This is a genomic window from Acinetobacter sp. MYb191 (assembly GCF_037572605.1).
Taxonomy (GTDB): domain Bacteria; phylum Pseudomonadota; class Gammaproteobacteria; order Pseudomonadales; family Moraxellaceae; genus Acinetobacter; species Acinetobacter johnsonii.
This window is the reverse complement of the sequence record NZ_JBBGZP010000005.1, coordinates 122092-137254: the sequence shown is the minus strand read 5'-3', so window position 1 is coordinate 137254 and position 15163 is coordinate 122092. Positions and strand designations below refer to the sequence as shown.

At 42.8% G+C, this 15163-nt stretch carries 19 protein-coding genes; 7 read left to right on the top strand and 12 right to left on the bottom strand.

Annotated features, from left to right (window positions below; translation table 11 throughout):
- Nucleotides 1–46 precede the first annotated feature (46 nt).
- The 4 genes from WH214_RS00700 to WH214_RS00685 form a co-directional block, all read right to left on the bottom strand.
- Entirely contained in the window at nt 47–1762 is a 1716-nt protein-coding gene (locus WH214_RS00700; protein ID WP_004978997.1) for a cation:proton antiporter, read from the bottom strand.
- Between the two features lie 144 nt (nt 1763–1906).
- Entirely contained in the window at nt 1907–2062 is a 156-nt protein-coding gene (rpmG, locus tag WH214_RS00695) for a 50S ribosomal protein L33 (RefSeq protein WP_003654787.1), read from the bottom strand.
- A gap of 12 nt (nt 2063–2074) precedes the next feature.
- Nucleotides 2075–2311: a 50S ribosomal protein L28 gene (gene rpmB / locus WH214_RS00690; RefSeq protein WP_000048256.1), complete on the bottom strand. Its 237-nt coding sequence runs from the start codon at nt 2309–2311 to the stop codon at nt 2075–2077.
- Between the two features lie 159 nt (nt 2312–2470).
- Nucleotides 2471–3919, bottom strand: coding sequence for a coniferyl aldehyde dehydrogenase (locus WH214_RS00685; RefSeq protein ID WP_004979000.1), 1449 nt, complete (start codon nt 3917–3919; stop codon nt 2471–2473).
- 116 nt (nt 3920–4035) lie between these two features.
- Here WH214_RS00685 and WH214_RS00680 point away from each other — a divergent pair, with 116 nt between their 5' ends.
- From WH214_RS00680 to WH214_RS00660, 5 genes are all read left to right on the top strand, one after another.
- A complete protein-coding gene (locus WH214_RS00680; RefSeq protein ID WP_005400842.1) occupies nt 4036–4737 on the top strand; it encodes a TetR/AcrR family transcriptional regulator in 702 nt (233 codons plus the stop codon).
- A 71-nt stretch (nt 4738–4808) separates the two neighbouring features.
- Nucleotides 4809–5675 (top strand): formyltetrahydrofolate deformylase, encoded by an 867-nt coding sequence (purU, locus tag WH214_RS00675; RefSeq protein ID WP_004692478.1) that lies wholly within the window; start codon nt 4809–4811, stop codon nt 5673–5675.
- 216 nt (nt 5676–5891) lie between these two features.
- Nucleotides 5892–6659, top strand: coding sequence for an energy transducer TonB (locus WH214_RS00670; RefSeq protein WP_114836430.1), 768 nt, complete (start codon nt 5892–5894; stop codon nt 6657–6659).
- 19 nt (nt 6660–6678) lie between these two features.
- Nucleotides 6679–7302: a MotA/TolQ/ExbB proton channel family protein gene (locus tag WH214_RS00665; RefSeq protein WP_004692475.1), complete on the top strand. Its 624-nt coding sequence runs from the start codon at nt 6679–6681 to the stop codon at nt 7300–7302.
- Complete coding sequence (locus tag WH214_RS00660) at nt 7302–7706, top strand: ExbD/TolR family protein (protein WP_004692473.1); 405 nt, start codon at nt 7302–7304, stop codon at nt 7704–7706. Before WH214_RS00665 ends, WH214_RS00660 begins: the two co-directional genes overlap by 1 nt.
- A gap of 57 nt (nt 7707–7763) precedes the next feature.
- Here the strand turns inward: WH214_RS00660 and msrA are convergent, their stop codons facing one another.
- The 5 genes from msrA to thyA all read right to left on the bottom strand — a co-directional run bounded on the left by msrA (nt 7764) and on the right by thyA (nt 11510).
- Nucleotides 7764–8291 carry a peptide-methionine (S)-S-oxide reductase MsrA gene (gene msrA, locus WH214_RS00655; RefSeq protein ID WP_234965256.1) on the bottom strand — a complete coding sequence of 176 codons (528 nt, stop codon included), beginning with the start codon at nt 8289–8291 and terminating at the stop codon, nt 7764–7766.
- A 114-nt stretch (nt 8292–8405) separates the two neighbouring features.
- Nucleotides 8406–8864: an META domain-containing protein gene (locus tag WH214_RS00650; protein ID WP_339421736.1), complete on the bottom strand. Its 459-nt coding sequence runs from the start codon at nt 8862–8864 to the stop codon at nt 8406–8408.
- Between the two features lie 137 nt (nt 8865–9001).
- Nucleotides 9002–10012 carry an Lnb N-terminal periplasmic domain-containing protein gene (locus WH214_RS00645; RefSeq protein ID WP_339992716.1) on the bottom strand — a complete coding sequence of 337 codons (1011 nt, stop codon included), beginning with the start codon at nt 10010–10012 and terminating at the stop codon, nt 9002–9004.
- Nucleotides 10013–10038: 26 nt separating this feature from the next.
- Nucleotides 10039–10551, bottom strand: a complete 513-nt coding sequence (locus WH214_RS00640) for a dihydrofolate reductase (protein ID WP_339421734.1) — start codon at nt 10549–10551, stop codon at nt 10039–10041.
- A gap of 116 nt (nt 10552–10667) precedes the next feature.
- The gene (gene thyA, locus WH214_RS00635; RefSeq protein ID WP_339992715.1) at nt 10668–11510 is read right to left on the bottom strand and encodes a thymidylate synthase; all 843 of its coding nucleotides are present in this window, start codon (nt 11508–11510) and stop codon (nt 10668–10670) included.
- Between the two features lie 525 nt (nt 11511–12035).
- On the opposite strand from thyA, the gene WH214_RS00630 reads away from it, so the two are divergent.
- Nucleotides 12036–12545, top strand: a complete 510-nt coding sequence (locus WH214_RS00630; protein ID WP_087011366.1) for a CHAP domain-containing protein — start codon at nt 12036–12038, stop codon at nt 12543–12545.
- Between the two features lie 39 nt (nt 12546–12584).
- Here the strand turns inward: WH214_RS00630 and WH214_RS00625 are convergent, their stop codons facing one another.
- From WH214_RS00625 to lgt, 3 genes are all read right to left on the bottom strand, one after another.
- Nucleotides 12585–12953, bottom strand: coding sequence for a hypothetical protein (locus WH214_RS00625; protein ID WP_279669606.1), 369 nt, complete (start codon nt 12951–12953; stop codon nt 12585–12587).
- 3 nt (nt 12954–12956) lie between these two features.
- Nucleotides 12957–13340 carry a hypothetical protein gene (locus WH214_RS00620; RefSeq protein WP_183174976.1) on the bottom strand — a complete coding sequence of 128 codons (384 nt, stop codon included), beginning with the start codon at nt 13338–13340 and terminating at the stop codon, nt 12957–12959.
- Between the two features lie 100 nt (nt 13341–13440).
- Nucleotides 13441–14253 (bottom strand): prolipoprotein diacylglyceryl transferase, encoded by an 813-nt coding sequence (lgt, locus tag WH214_RS00615; protein ID WP_339992714.1) that lies wholly within the window; start codon nt 14251–14253, stop codon nt 13441–13443.
- 93 nt (nt 14254–14346) lie between these two features.
- Here lgt and WH214_RS00610 point away from each other — a divergent pair, with 93 nt between their 5' ends.
- Entirely contained in the window at nt 14347–15129 is a 783-nt protein-coding gene (locus WH214_RS00610) for an NRDE family protein (protein WP_339421732.1), read from the top strand.
- Nucleotides 15130–15163: the final 34 nt, after the last annotated feature.

Sequence of the window (15163 nt, the reverse complement as noted above, 5' to 3'; positions counted from 1 at the left end):
AAAAACGCACTGAACAGTGCGTTTTTTTGTATCCAGTGTTTGTTCCTTAGTGGGTGGGTGCTTGATGATGTGCAATCTGAATTTGATTTAAAATATGATTGCTCATATTTTTCGCCATTTCCTCTTTTGCAAAATAAACTTCACCAATTTGATCGCGGCGAATCACTTCAGCTTCTTCTTTACTTTCTGCACACACCAAGACCTGAATCTCAGGATTGAGGGTTTTGGCAATATCCACGATTTTATGAATATCTAAAATATCCATCGGGGAAAGTACCAACAGGCGCGCATGCTGAATATGGGCTTGAATCAGTACGCCAGGGTCTGTCGCCATCCCAGAAACAGCCGCAATGCCTTTTTCACGCAGGTTTTCTACAATTTCACGGTTTTCTTCCGCAATCACCACTTTAATGTCTTCGGCCATCAATTGTTTGGTAATGCGACGGCCAACTTCACCATGTCCAACAATTACCACTTGGTCACGTAAGTAGTCTTGTGAGACTTCATCAGGCAGCATTGCCAATGGGTCACCACTACGTTCCAGTAAGCGTGCTAGATGTGAGCGCTCACGAATCCAACGTTGTACAGGCTCAATTGCGGAGAACACAAAACTGTTTAAGGTGATGGAGATGAGTGCTCCTGCCAAAATTAGGTTTTGCCCTTCTAAGGACAAGAGTTTAAGTGAAACCCCGAGTGTCGCTAAGATGAAGGAAAACTCACCAATCTGTGCCAGTGACGCACCGACAGTGAGGGCAGTATTGATGGGGTAGCGGAAAAAGAGCACTAGTGCCATGGCCGCAATGGTTTTGCCGACCATAATAATCGCAACGACTGCAAGTACATGCACAGGTTGTTCCACTAAGATGCGCGGGTCAAATAACATGCCCACTGCAACAAAGAACAAAATGGCAAAAATTTCACGTAGAGGGAGAGTTTCTTCTTCGGCGCGGTGGCTAAAGTCAGACTCTTTAACGACCATCCCGGCAAAGAAAGCGCCCAGTGCCATGGAAACACCGAAAATTTTGTACGCGCCAAAGGCGATTGAGACTGCAGCAGCCACCACGGTTAAGGTAAACAGTTCACGTGAACCAAGTCGAGCAACAAATTGCATGATCATTGGAACAAGACGTTTCCCGATGATCAGCATAAAAGCGATGAAGCCTACTACTTTGAGTAAGGTGATGCCTAAGGTAAGCCAAATGTTGTCATCAGCACCGCCTGCAAGGGCTTCTCCACCGAGTAGAGCTGCTGTTGCGGGTAAGAGTACCAGCACCAAGACCATGACCAGATCTTCGACCAAGAGCCAGCCTACGGCAATTTTACCGTTGACCGAATTGAGTAGACCACGGTCTCCCAGTGCTTTGAGTAATACCACTGTACTGGCACAAGACAGGCTTAAGCCGAAGACTAAGGCAGAGCCAAAACTCCACCCCCAGATCATACTGACGCCTATTCCGAGCAGGGTCGCGACAGCAATCTGTAAAATAGCACCAGGCAATGCAATGCGTCGAACTTGTAATAAGTCATTGAGGGAAAAATGCATGCCCACACCAAACATGAGGAACATGACCCCAAGTTCAGCCAATTGGTTCGCCAAATGAATGTCTGCGACAATACCGGGAGTATTGGGGCTAATAATGATACCCGCGATCAGATAACCAATCAGCGGGGGAAGGCGTAAGCGTACGGCAAGATAGCCGAAAATGAGCGCAAGCCCAAAACCGACAGCAAGTAATATAATGAGATCTACGTCATGAGGCACTAAAAACTCCTTAAGCAAAAGTTAAGGGTGAAAAAGAAGCAAAGCACAAAAGGTGCCAAAAGAGATTAAAAGTTTAACAAGTCGAACGAAAAAAAAGCAAAAAAAAACGACCTAAAGCAGGTCGTTTTTTTCAAAAAACTAAAATTATTTAATTTTAGCTTCTTTGAAGATTACGTGTTGACGGATTTTTGGATCAAATTTTTTGATTTCCATTTTTTCCGGCATAGTACGTTTGTTCTTAGTTGTGGTATAGAAATAACCTGTACCAGCAGTAGAAACTAGGCGAATTTTATCACGCATGGTTCAGACTCCTTAGATCTTTTGACCTTGAGCACGTAGGTCAGCAACAACCTTCTCGATACCCAATTTGTCGATAATACGCATACCTTTTGTAGTTAGACGAAGACGTACGAAACGTTTTTCGCTTTCTAACCAGAAACGGTGGTGATGCAGGTTCGGCTCGAACCGGCGTTTGGTTTTGTTATTGGCGTGCGAGACGTTGTTGCCAACGACTGGACGCTTGCCGGTAACTTGGCAAACCTTAGACATGGTGAACTCCATTGCTAGACAGCACCGATTGTGCGCTAGTTATTAAGTAAACGGATGAAATCATTCAAGGGGCGTTTTATACCAAAAATGCGCTTAAAAGACAAGCGATTTTCATTAAAACTAGGCATGAACCCGTGCGATAGGTCATGCCTTGATCATTTAGCGAAGAAGGGTCTTTGAAATCAACTTGTGAATTGGTTTGTTAAACGGTGGGAGAATGAATTTCAAGCTATATAACTTGGGATTCGACATCACTGACCGTTCATGCGACAAACTGAAGAAACCTTCTGGACCATGATATTTCCCCATACCTGATGCACCAACGCCACCAAATGGTAAATCGTCTTGTGCGACATGGGTCAAAACCGTGTTTTGTCCGAAATGCCCTGAATGAGTACGCTGCGCGACATAATCTGCACGCGCCTGATCAAAGTCGAAGTAGTATAAAGCAAGTGGACGCGGACGGCTATTAATAAACTCGATAACATCGTCTATTTGATCATATTCCATGATCGGCAGCAGTGGCCCAAAGATTTCCTCTTGCATAATACGCATGTCAGGCGTGACCCCAGTTAACAGTGTAGGGGGCACTTTACGTGTATCGGAGAAGGTTTCATGGGCTGGGTTGATTTCAACCACTTGTGCACCATGTTCACGTGCATTTTCGAGATAACCTTGTAAGCGGTTGTATTGACGGTCATTAATAATCGAGGTGTAGTCTGGATTATGCAGAATGTCGGGATACATCTCTTCCACACACTCGCGGAAGTGTTCAATGAACTCGGCAGTTTTACCTTTAGGCAAGAACATATAGTCGGGTGCCACACAGGTTTGACCTGCATTCCACAGTTTTCCTGCGGCAATGCGCTGCGCAACATCCCGTAAATGAATAGAAGGATGTACTAATACTGGTGATTTTCCGCCAAGTTCGAGGATTAGTGGAACGAGGTTCTCTGCCGCAGCAGCCATAACGGTTTTACCGACATTGGTTGAACCTGTGAAAATCAGTTTGTCAAAAGCCAGACGACAAAAGGCATCTGAAATTGCACCACCACCATTGGTCACGGAAACTAACTCTTGAGGAAAGGCTTCGGAGAGTGCTTTTTCAAGAATGCGACCAAAGTTACCCGATGAACTGGAAATTTTGATCATGGCATGGTTGCCTGCTGCCAAAGCACAAATCAGGGGGCCAATCGAGAGTAATAAAGGATAGTTCCATGGGGTAATAATGCCGATCACACCTAAAGGTTGATATTGCACCCATGCTTTAGCCGGTTGGTGAATGATTGAAACGTGACGTTTCGAGGGTTTCATCCACGTGGTTAAATGCTTGCTATAATATTTGATGTGTTCAAGGCAGGTAAGTAATTCCCCAATTTTAGTTTCACTGGTGGAACGGTTGCCGTAGTCTTGATTAATTGCCTCTGCAAATTGATCTTGATACTTAACTAAGATACGCTTAAGTCGTGCCAAACGGTCAATACGCTCTTTTGCTGTTGGCAATGGATAACGTAAATAAGCGTGCTTTTGCTGTTCAAGCACATCATGTAGGTGCTGAATATCATAAGAATGTGGTGTCAATGAAGTTGTTTTTGTTTGACTGTTCATGCCGCACTACCATTTCAAATTTCAATTTATGTTTAATTTTTAGAGTAATTGCTCTAATTAGTCAAGTTACTTTATGTGTTAGTCTTCTAATGCACTGAATGAATGGTTATTTTAGGATGTCTCAAACTAAAACGTTGAAAACCAAAGAACGTATTTTGCAACTCAGTTTGCAGCTTTTTAACGAGCGTGGAGAACGTTCTGTTACGACCAATCATATTGCAGCTGAATTGAATATGAGTCCGGGCAATTTGTATTATCACTTTCGCAATAAAAGTGAAATTATCAAAGAGCTCATGGAACAGTATCAAGGCGAAACGCTACAGATGCTGGCTTTGCCAGATGACCGTCTGTTAGATGCCAATGATAAAATTCGTTATTTTCAGGTGCTGAGCAGCCAGTTGTGGGCTTATCGCTTTTTACACCGTGATGTCTATCATTTGGTTGAAAACAATGAAGACTTCCGCAAGATGTATCCACGTTTTGCAGGGCAGGTAATGCAGCAAGGGCAAAAAATCTATCAGGCCTTTGTTGATGCAGGCTTAATGCAAATGACGTCGTCTGAAATTGAAGCCTTGATTATCAATTTATGGATTGTACTGACCAACTGGACCAACTTCCTTTATATGTCGGGTCATATTACTGACTCCAATACATTAGAAGAAAAGTGGGTCTGGCAGGCACTCCGTCAAATGGTGTTCTTAGAAGGGGCCTATTTGCGTGGTGAAAGTCGTGAGACGTATGAACGCTTGTTGGATACGATGGGGCCGTCTGAACTGTTTTCGAGCTTGGCGTCATTTAAATCGGATGATAAGCCATAAGGTGTTTTGACAGCTGAGTAAAAAGCGCTAGAATACTCGGCTTGATTTTCATTTTACTGATTTAAACTGACATGAATATGACAACTGCTAACACGGCACGTTTACTGATTACTTGTGAAGATAAGCCAGGGATCGTGCAAGCTGTATCGAGCTTTTTGTATCATCAAGGCGCGAATATTACTGCGCTTGATCAATACGCGACTGAAGCTCAGGGCGGACGTTACTTCATGCGTGTTGAATTTGAACTGGACAATTTACAGTCTCGTAAAGAAAGCATCACTCAAACTTTTGCTGCAAATGTAGCTGAGCGTTATGAAATGCAATGGCGTTTGGCGCTGGTCAGCGACGTGAAAAAAGTCGGGATTTTGGTGTCTAAAGTAGACCATGCCTTACTTGAGCTGTTATGGCGTCATGCGCGTGGTGGTTTGCCGTGCGAAATTACCAAAGTGATTTCTAACCACGAAACTTTACGTGAAGCGGTTGAGAACTTTGGTATTCCGTTTGAAGTTGTCCCTGTAACGAAGGACAACAAACGCGAAGCTTATGCTGAAATTGATGAATTAATGCAGGGCAATGACTTATTGGTACTTGCGCGTTATATGCAAATTCTAGATGAAGCATTTGTCGAGAAGTGGGAAATGAAAGTGATCAACATTCACCATTCATTCCTACCTGCTTTTGTTGGCGCAAATCCATATAAACAAGCGCATGAAAAAGGTGTAAAACTTATTGGCGCAACCGCACACTATGTCACTGCGGATCTGGATCAAGGTCCGATCATTGAGCAGGATGTAGAGCGTGTGAACCATGACTTTACGGTTGATCAATTACGTGAATTGGGTCAGGATGTTGAACGTAACGTCTTGGCACGTGCAGTGAAGTGGCACTTAGAAGACCGTATTATTGTTGATGGTAACAAAACAGTCGTTTTCCAATAAAAAATTGGTTGCAAGCACGATTGAAAAAGGCATACATTAAGTATGCCTTTTTTTGTTTGGGTATGATTAGAAAAAACCATAAAAAGTGACAAATTAATAGTTGCAAATGAAAACACTTCTCATTTATGATTGCGCTACTTTATTGTACTAACCGATAAGCGTTATAGTGGAAACCAACCCAGTGGCCACTTCGCTTAAATTAGGTCACCGATTTTAATGAGTTCAACAGTTATTTCTCCTATGCAGACTCCCAACCCGATGAAAAAGAAAGTTCTTGCTGCTTTGATCGCGGTTGTCGTGGGCCATATGGGCGTATTGTGGGCAGTAAACCACATGAAAGCTCCTGAACTCAAACCGATTGAAAAAGAACCCTTGAAGGTTCGCTTCGTTAAAATTCAAGAACCACCAAAACCACTACCGCCTAAGCCGAAAGAAGAACCGAAAAAGGAACCGACTAAGCCGAAGGAAGTGAAGATTGTGGAAAAACCACAACCGACCCCACCGAAAAAGGTAGAAAAGGTTCAACAAGTTAAAAAAGCAGAAGTGGTTAAACCGGTTGTTAAACCAACTGAAACCCCAGTGAAACCAACAGTCACCACGACGATTACAGAGAAAAAAGTCGAAAAGCCTGTCGAGAAACAAGAACAAGCGAAACCTGTTACTCAAGCTGCACCAGCTGATACTTCACCTAAGTCGGTGTCGATTGGTGGTTCAGGTGTACAATGGAGCCGCTCTCCAAAACCAGTTTATAGTAATCAAGATTTACAAGGTGAAAACCGTCGAGTCGTGGTGCTGATTGAGGCGAATGAAAAAGGGTCGATTGTGAATGCCCGTATTACGCGCTCAAGTGGTGTGCCTGCTTTAGATGAAAAGATTTTAAGAGCTGTCAAAGGCGCTAAATTTAAACCTTATAAAGAAAATGGTGTGGCTTATCCAATTCGGGCTGAGCAACCATTTGATTTAGAATTGAATACAAAACGCTAACTTTATCAGGAGTTCGAGTATGAACTTTTCAGTTTATTGGCAACATGCTGATGCAGTCAGTAAGACACTGTATTTCATCTTGTTGGCAATGTCGATTGCAACGTGGACCATCTTTGTTTTACGTATCATGGGTACACGTCAATTGAAACAACAAGCTTATGCTCAACTTTCACAAGCTTTAGCTAAGTTAAAATCAAAGTTTGCTGTACTGAACTTTGAACAACGTAAAGCCGTTGCAGAACAAGCACTCCTTCGTCAAATTTCTGCTGAAAAAGCGAATGCTGAGAAAGGTGTTTCAGTTTTAGGCACGATTGCATCGCTTGCACCGTTCGTTGGTTTGTTCGGTACAGTATGGGGAATTTTCCATGCCCTTGTTGCTGTTGGCAAAAGTGGTCAAGCGGGCTTAGCGCAAGTTGCAACTCCTGTAGGTGAAGCACTGATCATGACGGGTTTAGGTTTGGCTGTCGCGATTCCTGCGGTGTTAGCGTATAACATCTGTGCGCGTGTAAACCGTACTTTGGCACATGAGCTTCAAGACCAAGCACACGGCTTGCTCATTGATACCATGTTGCAACAAGACTCAGCACCTGCGGCAGTAGAAAGTAAAGCGACTCAACAAGGTTTAGTTGGAGGTCAAGCTTAATGGCTTTTCAATTGGGTGACGATAACGATGCTGGCATGAATGAGATGAACCTCATTCCGCTGATCGATATTATGCTGGTTTTGATGATCATCTTCTTGGTGACAGCGACCGTTGCCAACCCATCAATTCCATTAACTTTACCAAAAACGACAGCTGATATTGTAGATCCTCCACCTAAAGCCATTACGGTGAGCATTAATGCAAAAGGCGAAGTGGCTTGGGATAATCAAGTGATTAGCTTGGAAGAACTACAAACGCGTTTTAATGAAGCGGGTGAGTTGGAAACCAAGCCAACGGTTCAACTTCGTGCAGATAAAGAATCTCGTTACGATATGGTGGCACAAGTCATGTCTCGTGCGAGTGAAGCTGGACTGGCGGATATTGCTTTCGTCAGCGATAACTAAGTTGATGTTAAAAAAAAGCGACTCTTGAAGTCGCGTTTTTTTTTGTGAATTATTGAATTATTTGCTGTCTTTCAATAAAGCCTGAAACTTAGAGCGCAGCTTCATCAGTTTTGGCGGAATGGCAAAGTTGCAATAGCCTTGAGAAGGATTACGAGCGTAAAAGTTCTGGTGATAGTCTTCAGCCGAATAGAACGTTGGTACAGGACTGAGTTCGGTCACAATCTCGAGACCTTCTGCCTTTAAGTCGTTAATCGCTTGCTCTGCGTCAGCACGCTGCGCATCATTAAAATAGTAAATGACTGAACGATACTGGGTGCCGACATCATTGCCTTGACGGTTGAGTGTTGTAGGATCATGAGTGGCAAAAAATACATCGAGCAGTTGAGCATAGCTGATTTGAGTTTCATCAAAATCAATTAAAATAACTTCGGCGTGGTTGGTATCGCCACGACAAATGTCTTCATACGTTGGGTTGTCGGTATCTCCACCTGCATAACCACTGGTCACTTTATGTATGCCCTGAAGTTCTAAATAAACCGCTTCTACACACCAAAAACATCCACCACCAAAGAGTGCTTGTTGCATTTTAAAATCCTAATTGTGTTTATATCTGTTTATATAAGGGCAGATTGGTTCAGTACAATGTTGTCTGTTACAGATTTAAAAAGCCTGTGATTACAGGCTTTTTATAGAAACAATTTAACGTGGTTGAATGGCAGAGCCAAACTGTAGCAGCAAGTTACCATGTCGATCGAGTAGTTTCAGAGTTTTACCAAACACTTGGTAATGCGTCACTTTTGCCAGCGCTTCTTGGAACTGTTGTGGAACAGCACTGTTATTGATACAGGCCATTCGGGTGGTTGCGAGCTGGCTCAAGGTGAGCGTATCGCGTCCGACGGTATAGCTGCCCATAATGCGGTTACAGCCATCTGCACCACTGATGCGGTTATCAGCTGAAAACTGAAGGCTTGGAATATTACGTTCATTGGGTGCTGTTTTAATTTCGGTATTGCCCATTTGCGTCAAAATCCAAGCCCGTTGCTGGAGTTGTTGAACGTTGGCCATTTCAATGGTATCGGATGGAGGTGGTGTAGTTTGGCAGCCAGTCATGATTAAGCTACTCGCTAAAAGACTGCTTGCAATCAGTTTTTTTAACATGGGATCAGACTCTTATTGTGATGTATCGTCTGAACTATCAAAGCAAATTTTGTCGTTGATTGCCAGTTTTAACTTGCAGCTTTTCGTTGCAGACTTTAGCGTGTTTGGTCAACGGGTAAGTCCTGACTAATAAGCTGTTAATACTCACGACTGGTTAACTCTGTTTCTTTGCTTACACGTGGATTGATATAGGCTTTTTGATACCATGTTTTCATATCCCACTGTGGACTAATCGCGCCTAAGTCATACAGATAGTTCGGTAAATAACCTGAAGCTAAAATACGATAGTCGGTTGGTAAAGCGTCATGTGAAACGGCTTGAACCATATCAAACACCAATGTGGTACAATTACTGGTAAGGGTGTTATACCACTTAGGATGCTTGGCGAGCTCGTCTGCCTTATGTAAATACTCTACAAACAGTGCTTTACTTTCAGCCTGTCCGAGGCGAACAGGAAAGAAATAGACTTGTTCATGACGAATATTGCTACGGGTATACACAATATCATGTTCGTCTGAGGCCACTAAACTCAGCTCATATTTTCTAAAAAAACCACCAATCGCTGAAAATTCTTCATTTTTCTCTTTGCGAATTTCAATGGAAAAGGTCAGTGGTGCGGTATTGGTAAAATCAAAACTGACCAAGGTATGTGCAATTTGCGGCCCCATCCAGTATGAGGTAATGATATTGACCCCAGTGATTTGATTTAGATCGAAAGAGCGGGTATCCCAATGTTCAGTATAGGAGCCATCTGGGTGCCATGTGAAATTGCGGACATTATGAAGGGTGATATGGTCGCCTTGTTTTTCATAATGCAAGATTTTTGCTACTTCAGGTTGCCAGTCGCGGTCTTGGCGAGCATCTAAACTAAAATACCAAGATAATGCCAGTAAAAAACCAAGGAGATAAAGAATGATATCGAGGCGACGACCAAAAAAGCTTTGGGTGATATAGATACCCAAAATGCTGAGTGCAAAAGCAATCCAGATCCCAATAAAAATACGGCTGACCAACCAGCCCAAAGGCTCTTGAATCCACAATGCAAAACACAGCCAAATTGAACTGAACAAGACAAAAATACTAAACAGGGTGTGGAGTAATCCAAAGCCCAGTGTCCGCCAAAATTCTATTTTGATCATGTTGTGCATCGTGCTTTTAGCAAAAAGAATATGCTTTATTTTTGATAGGTTGCAAACTCAAAAGCAATTCCAGTTTTGTCATCAATATGTTGTTCTGACGCGATTTTTTTAAATGCTGCTGGAATGGCAGGGTAATGCGCATCACCTTGCACATCGAGTGCAACATGCGTGAGTTCTAAACGGTCCGCAATGTCGAGGGTCTGTTTAAAAATTTCACCGCCACCAATGATAAAAATACTGTCGGGTTTTTCTGAAGCTTGAACATCGACAACAGCTTGCGCTAAAGCCTCTTCAATGCTGTAAGCCACCTTTGTGCCTTCAAAAGTCCAAGAAGTGTCGCGAGTAATGACCCAATTGACACGCTTGGGTAATGTACGGCCCATCGATTCCAGCGTTTTACGCCCCATGATGACCACACCACCTTGGGTGATGGCTTTGAAGTGTTTTAGATCGGCTGAAATATGCCAAGGTAGGTCATTGCCTTTACCAATACAGCGTTGCTGATCCATTGCGACTACATGTACAACTTCTAAGTTTTGAAAGGTCATAACGCGCTCAAATGTTGGGTCATATTTCTTATTCTTCCTCAAGGAGAGGAAGAACATCTATAGGTAAATCTCAATCCCGCTGATTCAAGGCGAGATTGTATTGGGCTTTATCTGCTTTAAACAGCGACAGGTGCTTTAATCCCGGGATGTGATTCATAACCCACGATTTCGATATCTTCAAATTTAAAGTCGAAAATATCTTTAACCGCTGGATTGAGTTTCAGTTGGCAAAGCCCTAAAGGTTCACGGCTTAACTGAAGCTTCGCTTGTTCAAAATGGTTGGCATATAAATGCGTATCACCACCCGTCCAGACAAAGTCACCCACGCCTAAACCGCAGACTTGCGCGATCATATGAGTGAGTAGCGCATAACTGGCAATATTGAAAGGCACACCTAGAAAAACATCGGCACTGCGTTGATAGAGCTGACAAGACAGTTTGCCGTTATGGACAAAGAACTGGAAGAGGGTGTGGCACGGAGGAAGGGCGACTTGCCCCGCTTCTTGTGGATTCCAACCCGATACAATCAGACGGCGTGAGTTTGGATTGGTTTTAATTTCATTGACCAACCAAGCAATTTGGTCAAAACCATCTTTTTCATACAAACCATCGGCTTTTTTGGTTGCACCGAAATTACGCCATTGATGTCCATACACCGGCCCCAGTTCACCTTCTGGGCGACCAAAACGCGCAGTTTGTTCTGCGGTTGACCATTCGTCCCAAATACTGACTTTGTTGTCCTGTAAGTATTGCACATTGGTATCGCCTTTTAAGAACCACAACAGTTCAATCACGATCGAACGAAAGTGTACTTTTTTAGTGGTTAATAAAGGGAAGCCTTGAGAAAGATCAAAGCGCATTTGATGACCAAATACCGAGCGCGTACCTGTACCAGTACGGTCGCCTTTATAACCACCGTGATCGAGGATGTGTTGTAACAGGTCTAAATACGTTTTCATAAAACTCTCAAATAAACACTTTGGGGGAACAGACCTCTTAATAGAAGTGCCTGTTCTTTCCACTCTAAATTATAAAATCTGCGGATGATTATACTGAATTGTGCCTTATTGCGCACCCGAGATTAGTAAGTCAGGCAAGATGATTACTCATATAAAAGTTATGTGAAAGCTATTACAGAAAACCAGATTAAAGTGGTTTTGTGCAGGATTTAAACTGAAATAATTTAGTTGTATTGGATCTAAATAGGCAGTCGTTTAGATGGGCAATCCATTCCATATTTAAGGACTTCGTTGCCGATGTTGAAACATTTGGGCTTGAGGCGAATAGCACTTGGTGAAGGATTAAATTTTTTTAGTTAATTTAGGTTTCAAAAAGTACAGAGAAAAGAAAACTTTAGAAAGGTTGTGTTGCATTTTGAAAAAAAATATTACATTTACGACATGAAAGTTCAATGCTGAGCGGTTAGTATTTCGAACTCGAAAAGTTGCACACCCCTAATGATTGGGAGGAGAGTTGGTTTTAGTATGCCTTATGATCAAAACGTAAATATGAATGACGTCTATGCGCCTGCGCAAACCAATATCATAATACGTTCTCAGTCAGAGCGAAATGTCACCGCTTCGGATATTTTAAGCTCGAAGCAGGCACGAGAAAGGGCCATTAGTAACCATCAGCGTGTGGATCTTGAAAAGTTTACAGGTTTCTTAAGAAATATTACCCGTCAAACCAGTACCCAAAAATGTGCTAAAAGTATTCGTATTGGCTTAGAGTCTGCGGGTGCACGCTTCAAGAGTCATCCTGTGGCTGCGGCAGATTGGGGTAAGACCTTAACCAGCATTGGTTATCGTAAAATCAACTTATCTTTTGATCAACCTAAAAAAGGCGATATTTATATTATCGACCGTACTGCAAAAAACCGTTATGGACATATTGCCGCTTATTCAGGCAATGGCTGGGTTTCTGATTTTAAACAAAGTGGTTATGCGGTTTACCGTAACCAAAATGTGAACTACAGCTATTATCGAATGGATTAAGCAGATGTTGACGGGATGTAGAGTAACTCCGCATCCTGATTAAACTCTTTTTTCACGCTGTGCGTGAATCGATACTAAAAATAAACCAATTCCACTAAAGCCGATGCACTGGAGCGCAAGCGCAATTTTATCTTGAGCGGGTAAATAGCCGAGCAAACAAATCAGGGCAATTAGGGGCAGAAAAATAACCAAACGCGAAAAGCCTTCCCGATACGGATTGTCCTGAGCAATCTTCAATTGCACACCACGTAGCAAATGCGTTGCAATGCCAATCACTAGACTCAAACCAATAAAGATTGTGCCAAGCTGTTGAACTTGTGCTGCCATAAAAATCATCACGCAAGTTGCAATACAAATGATGAGTTTAATTTGACGGCTACAGCGTTCAGAATACCAGAAGTTCAACATGGTTTATTTGGACTCAGGCTGAGTATTGTTATGCAAAAGAGATAGGGGGGAAAATAGGCAAATCCCCAGCGCCATAAAACCAATCCCTTGTGCACCTGGAATCAGCAGCTCACCATCTTTAATATTCATAAAAATCAACGCCAAGAGTAGGGCAATAGGAATCCAAGTCAGTAGACGATACAGAAAACCTGTAGGATTTTTGGCCGCAAAGTGAATTTTGCAGTAACGACAAATCAGAAAAATAATCCCCGTACCCAAGAACATTAAAATGGCATTGAGGCTCAGGGGTTCCATCCAATACAACACACCTGTTACAACAGCAATTGCGATAAAAATAAGTAATTTTTTAAGAATAGAAATTGAGGGATTAAACCAAAATTCGAGCATGGGAGTGATGTATTTAAAAACCAAACATATGTCACTTTAGCATAATTTGGTCCTAAAAAAGGGGGCAATGATGCCCCCAATATTTAATCCGCTCATCGGATTAGCCATTATTCTTTTGTGGGCCCCAATCATAGATTTTCTTTTGATAGGCATACCACATCATCCACGTACCAACCAAAATCATTGGCAGACTGAGGAATTGACCTTTACTCATCCATGCGATGAATAGTTGCCCATTGTCAGGCTCACGGAAGAACTCGACGATGAAGCGGGCCATACCATAACCGATCAGGAATAACGCTGAAACCGCCATACGAGGACGTGGCTTTGAACTGAACCACCACAGTACGATGAACAACAATAACCCTTCAAAAAAGGCCTGATAGAGCTGAGAAGGATGGCGAATCAGCTGTAGCGGATCGGTTGGGAAAATCATACCCAGTGCAAAGTTTGGGTCTGCAACAGGACGACCATAAAGCTCTCCGCCAATAAAGTTACCAATACGACCAAACATGAGCCCTGTAGGTACACATGGCGCAATAAAGTCGAGGGTTTGGAACCAAGTCATTTTGTATTTCTTGCACCAGAACAGCATGGCAAGCATTACACCCAAGAAGCCGCCGTGGAAACTCATTCCGCCTGTCCAGACTTGTAATAGCCAAATAGGGTTGGCAAGGAATTGCTCAAAGCCATAAAAGAAGACGTAACCGACACGACCACCAATAACCACACCTAGAGCGCCATAAAAGATCAAATCGGAGACCATATCTGGTGTCCAACCACGTTCTTTCGCGCGGTAGCTTGCAAGTCCCCAAGCAAACAAAAAGGCCAATAAATACATCAGTCCGTACCAATGAACTTGTAAAGGGCCAAGTGCTATTGCGACGGGGTCAATATTTGGATAGGTCAGCATGCATATTCCTAGTCATTATGTTTTGAACAGATTTTAGCTGAAAGAGATGAAAAATGTTGTACATTCAATGTGTAAAGATGATGAGTATCGTTTATGTGTATTGTGGCAATAGCATGGCAGGTCTTGGATGAGATGCCATTGTGTTTGATTTCAAATCGAGATGAGTTCTATCAGCGTCCTTCGAGCCATTTAAAGCAATGGGAAAATAGTCCGATTATTGCAGGGCAAGATTTGCAGTCTGGCGGTACATGGATGGGTATAACACCAACAGGACGTTGGGCGGTTTTGACTAACTTTCGCGATGGAAAGGATCAAACCAGCTATCCAACGACTCGTGGACATTTGATTCAATCCTTTTTAGAGTCTGAACAAACTCCGATTCGTTTTGCGCAGGCTTTAGAGAAAAAACAATGTGACTATGCGGGCTTTAATCTTTTTATGGGGGATCAGCATCAGGCGGTCTACATGAGCAATCGTGGTGAAGCACCACAGGTTCTTCCGAAAGGCGTATATGTGGTGTCAAATGGTTTGATGACCGAACATTGGGAAAAAACCAAACATTTACGTAAGCGCTTTACTCAAGAGTTCCTACCGATGTTGCAACAATCCAACGTCTTACAAAGCGAGTTAGAGAAGACAGCTTGGGATATTCTGGAGGATGAACGAAAGATTATTTCAGACTTGTTGCCGCAAACTGGGATTAGTCAGGATATGGAAGAATTACTGTCTTCGACCTTTATTCAAAGCCCTATTTATGGAACACGCTGTTCTAACTTCCTGTGCATGACCCATGAACAATGGTCTTGGCTTGAAAAGCAGCAGCAGGGTGAGTGTAAAGGAAAAATCACGGAACAGGCCGTACTCTTTAAACCATAAAAAGATGCCGACATAAGTCGGCATCTTTTATGGA

Excerpts from the sequence above, each read along its gene's own strand:
- rpmG (WP_003654787.1), bottom strand. The coding sequence starts at position 2,062 with ATGCGTGATAAAATTCGCCTAGTTTCTACTGCTGGTACAGGTTATTTC.
- rpmB (WP_000048256.1), bottom strand. The coding sequence starts at position 2,311 with ATGTCTAAGGTTTGCCAAGTTACCGGCAAGCGTCCAGTCGTTGGCAAC.
- WH214_RS00685 (WP_004979000.1), bottom strand. The coding sequence starts at position 3,919 with ATGAACAGTCAAACAAAAACAACTTCATTGACACCACATTCTTATGAT.
- WH214_RS00680 (WP_005400842.1), top strand. The coding sequence starts at position 4,036 with ATGTCTCAAACTAAAACGTTGAAAACCAAAGAACGTATTTTGCAACTC.
- purU (WP_004692478.1), top strand. The coding sequence starts at position 4,809 with ATGAATATGACAACTGCTAACACGGCACGTTTACTGATTACTTGTGAA.
- WH214_RS00670 (WP_114836430.1), top strand. The coding sequence starts at position 5,892 with ATGAGTTCAACAGTTATTTCTCCTATGCAGACTCCCAACCCGATGAAA.
- WH214_RS00665 (WP_004692475.1), top strand. The coding sequence starts at position 6,679 with ATGAACTTTTCAGTTTATTGGCAACATGCTGATGCAGTCAGTAAGACA.
- WH214_RS00660 (WP_004692473.1), top strand. The coding sequence starts at position 7,302 with ATGGCTTTTCAATTGGGTGACGATAACGATGCTGGCATGAATGAGATG.
- msrA (WP_234965256.1), bottom strand. The coding sequence starts at position 8,291 with ATGCAACAAGCACTCTTTGGTGGTGGATGTTTTTGGTGTGTAGAAGCG.
- WH214_RS00650 (WP_339421736.1), bottom strand. The coding sequence starts at position 8,864 with ATGTTAAAAAAACTGATTGCAAGCAGTCTTTTAGCGAGTAGCTTAATC.
- WH214_RS00645 (WP_339992716.1), bottom strand. The coding sequence starts at position 10,012 with ATGCACAACATGATCAAAATAGAATTTTGGCGGACACTGGGCTTTGGA.
- WH214_RS00640 (WP_339421734.1), bottom strand. The coding sequence starts at position 10,551 with ATGACCTTTCAAAACTTAGAAGTTGTACATGTAGTCGCAATGGATCAG.
- thyA (WP_339992715.1), bottom strand. The coding sequence starts at position 11,510 with ATGAAAACGTATTTAGACCTGTTACAACACATCCTCGATCACGGTGGT.
- WH214_RS00630 (WP_087011366.1), top strand. The coding sequence starts at position 12,036 with ATGCCTTATGATCAAAACGTAAATATGAATGACGTCTATGCGCCTGCG.
- WH214_RS00625 (WP_279669606.1), bottom strand. The coding sequence starts at position 12,953 with ATGTTGAACTTCTGGTATTCTGAACGCTGTAGCCGTCAAATTAAACTC.
- WH214_RS00620 (WP_183174976.1), bottom strand. The coding sequence starts at position 13,340 with ATGCTCGAATTTTGGTTTAATCCCTCAATTTCTATTCTTAAAAAATTA.
- lgt (WP_339992714.1), bottom strand. The coding sequence starts at position 14,253 with ATGCTGACCTATCCAAATATTGACCCCGTCGCAATAGCACTTGGCCCT.
- WH214_RS00610 (WP_339421732.1), top strand. The coding sequence starts at position 14,347 with ATGTGTATTGTGGCAATAGCATGGCAGGTCTTGGATGAGATGCCATTG.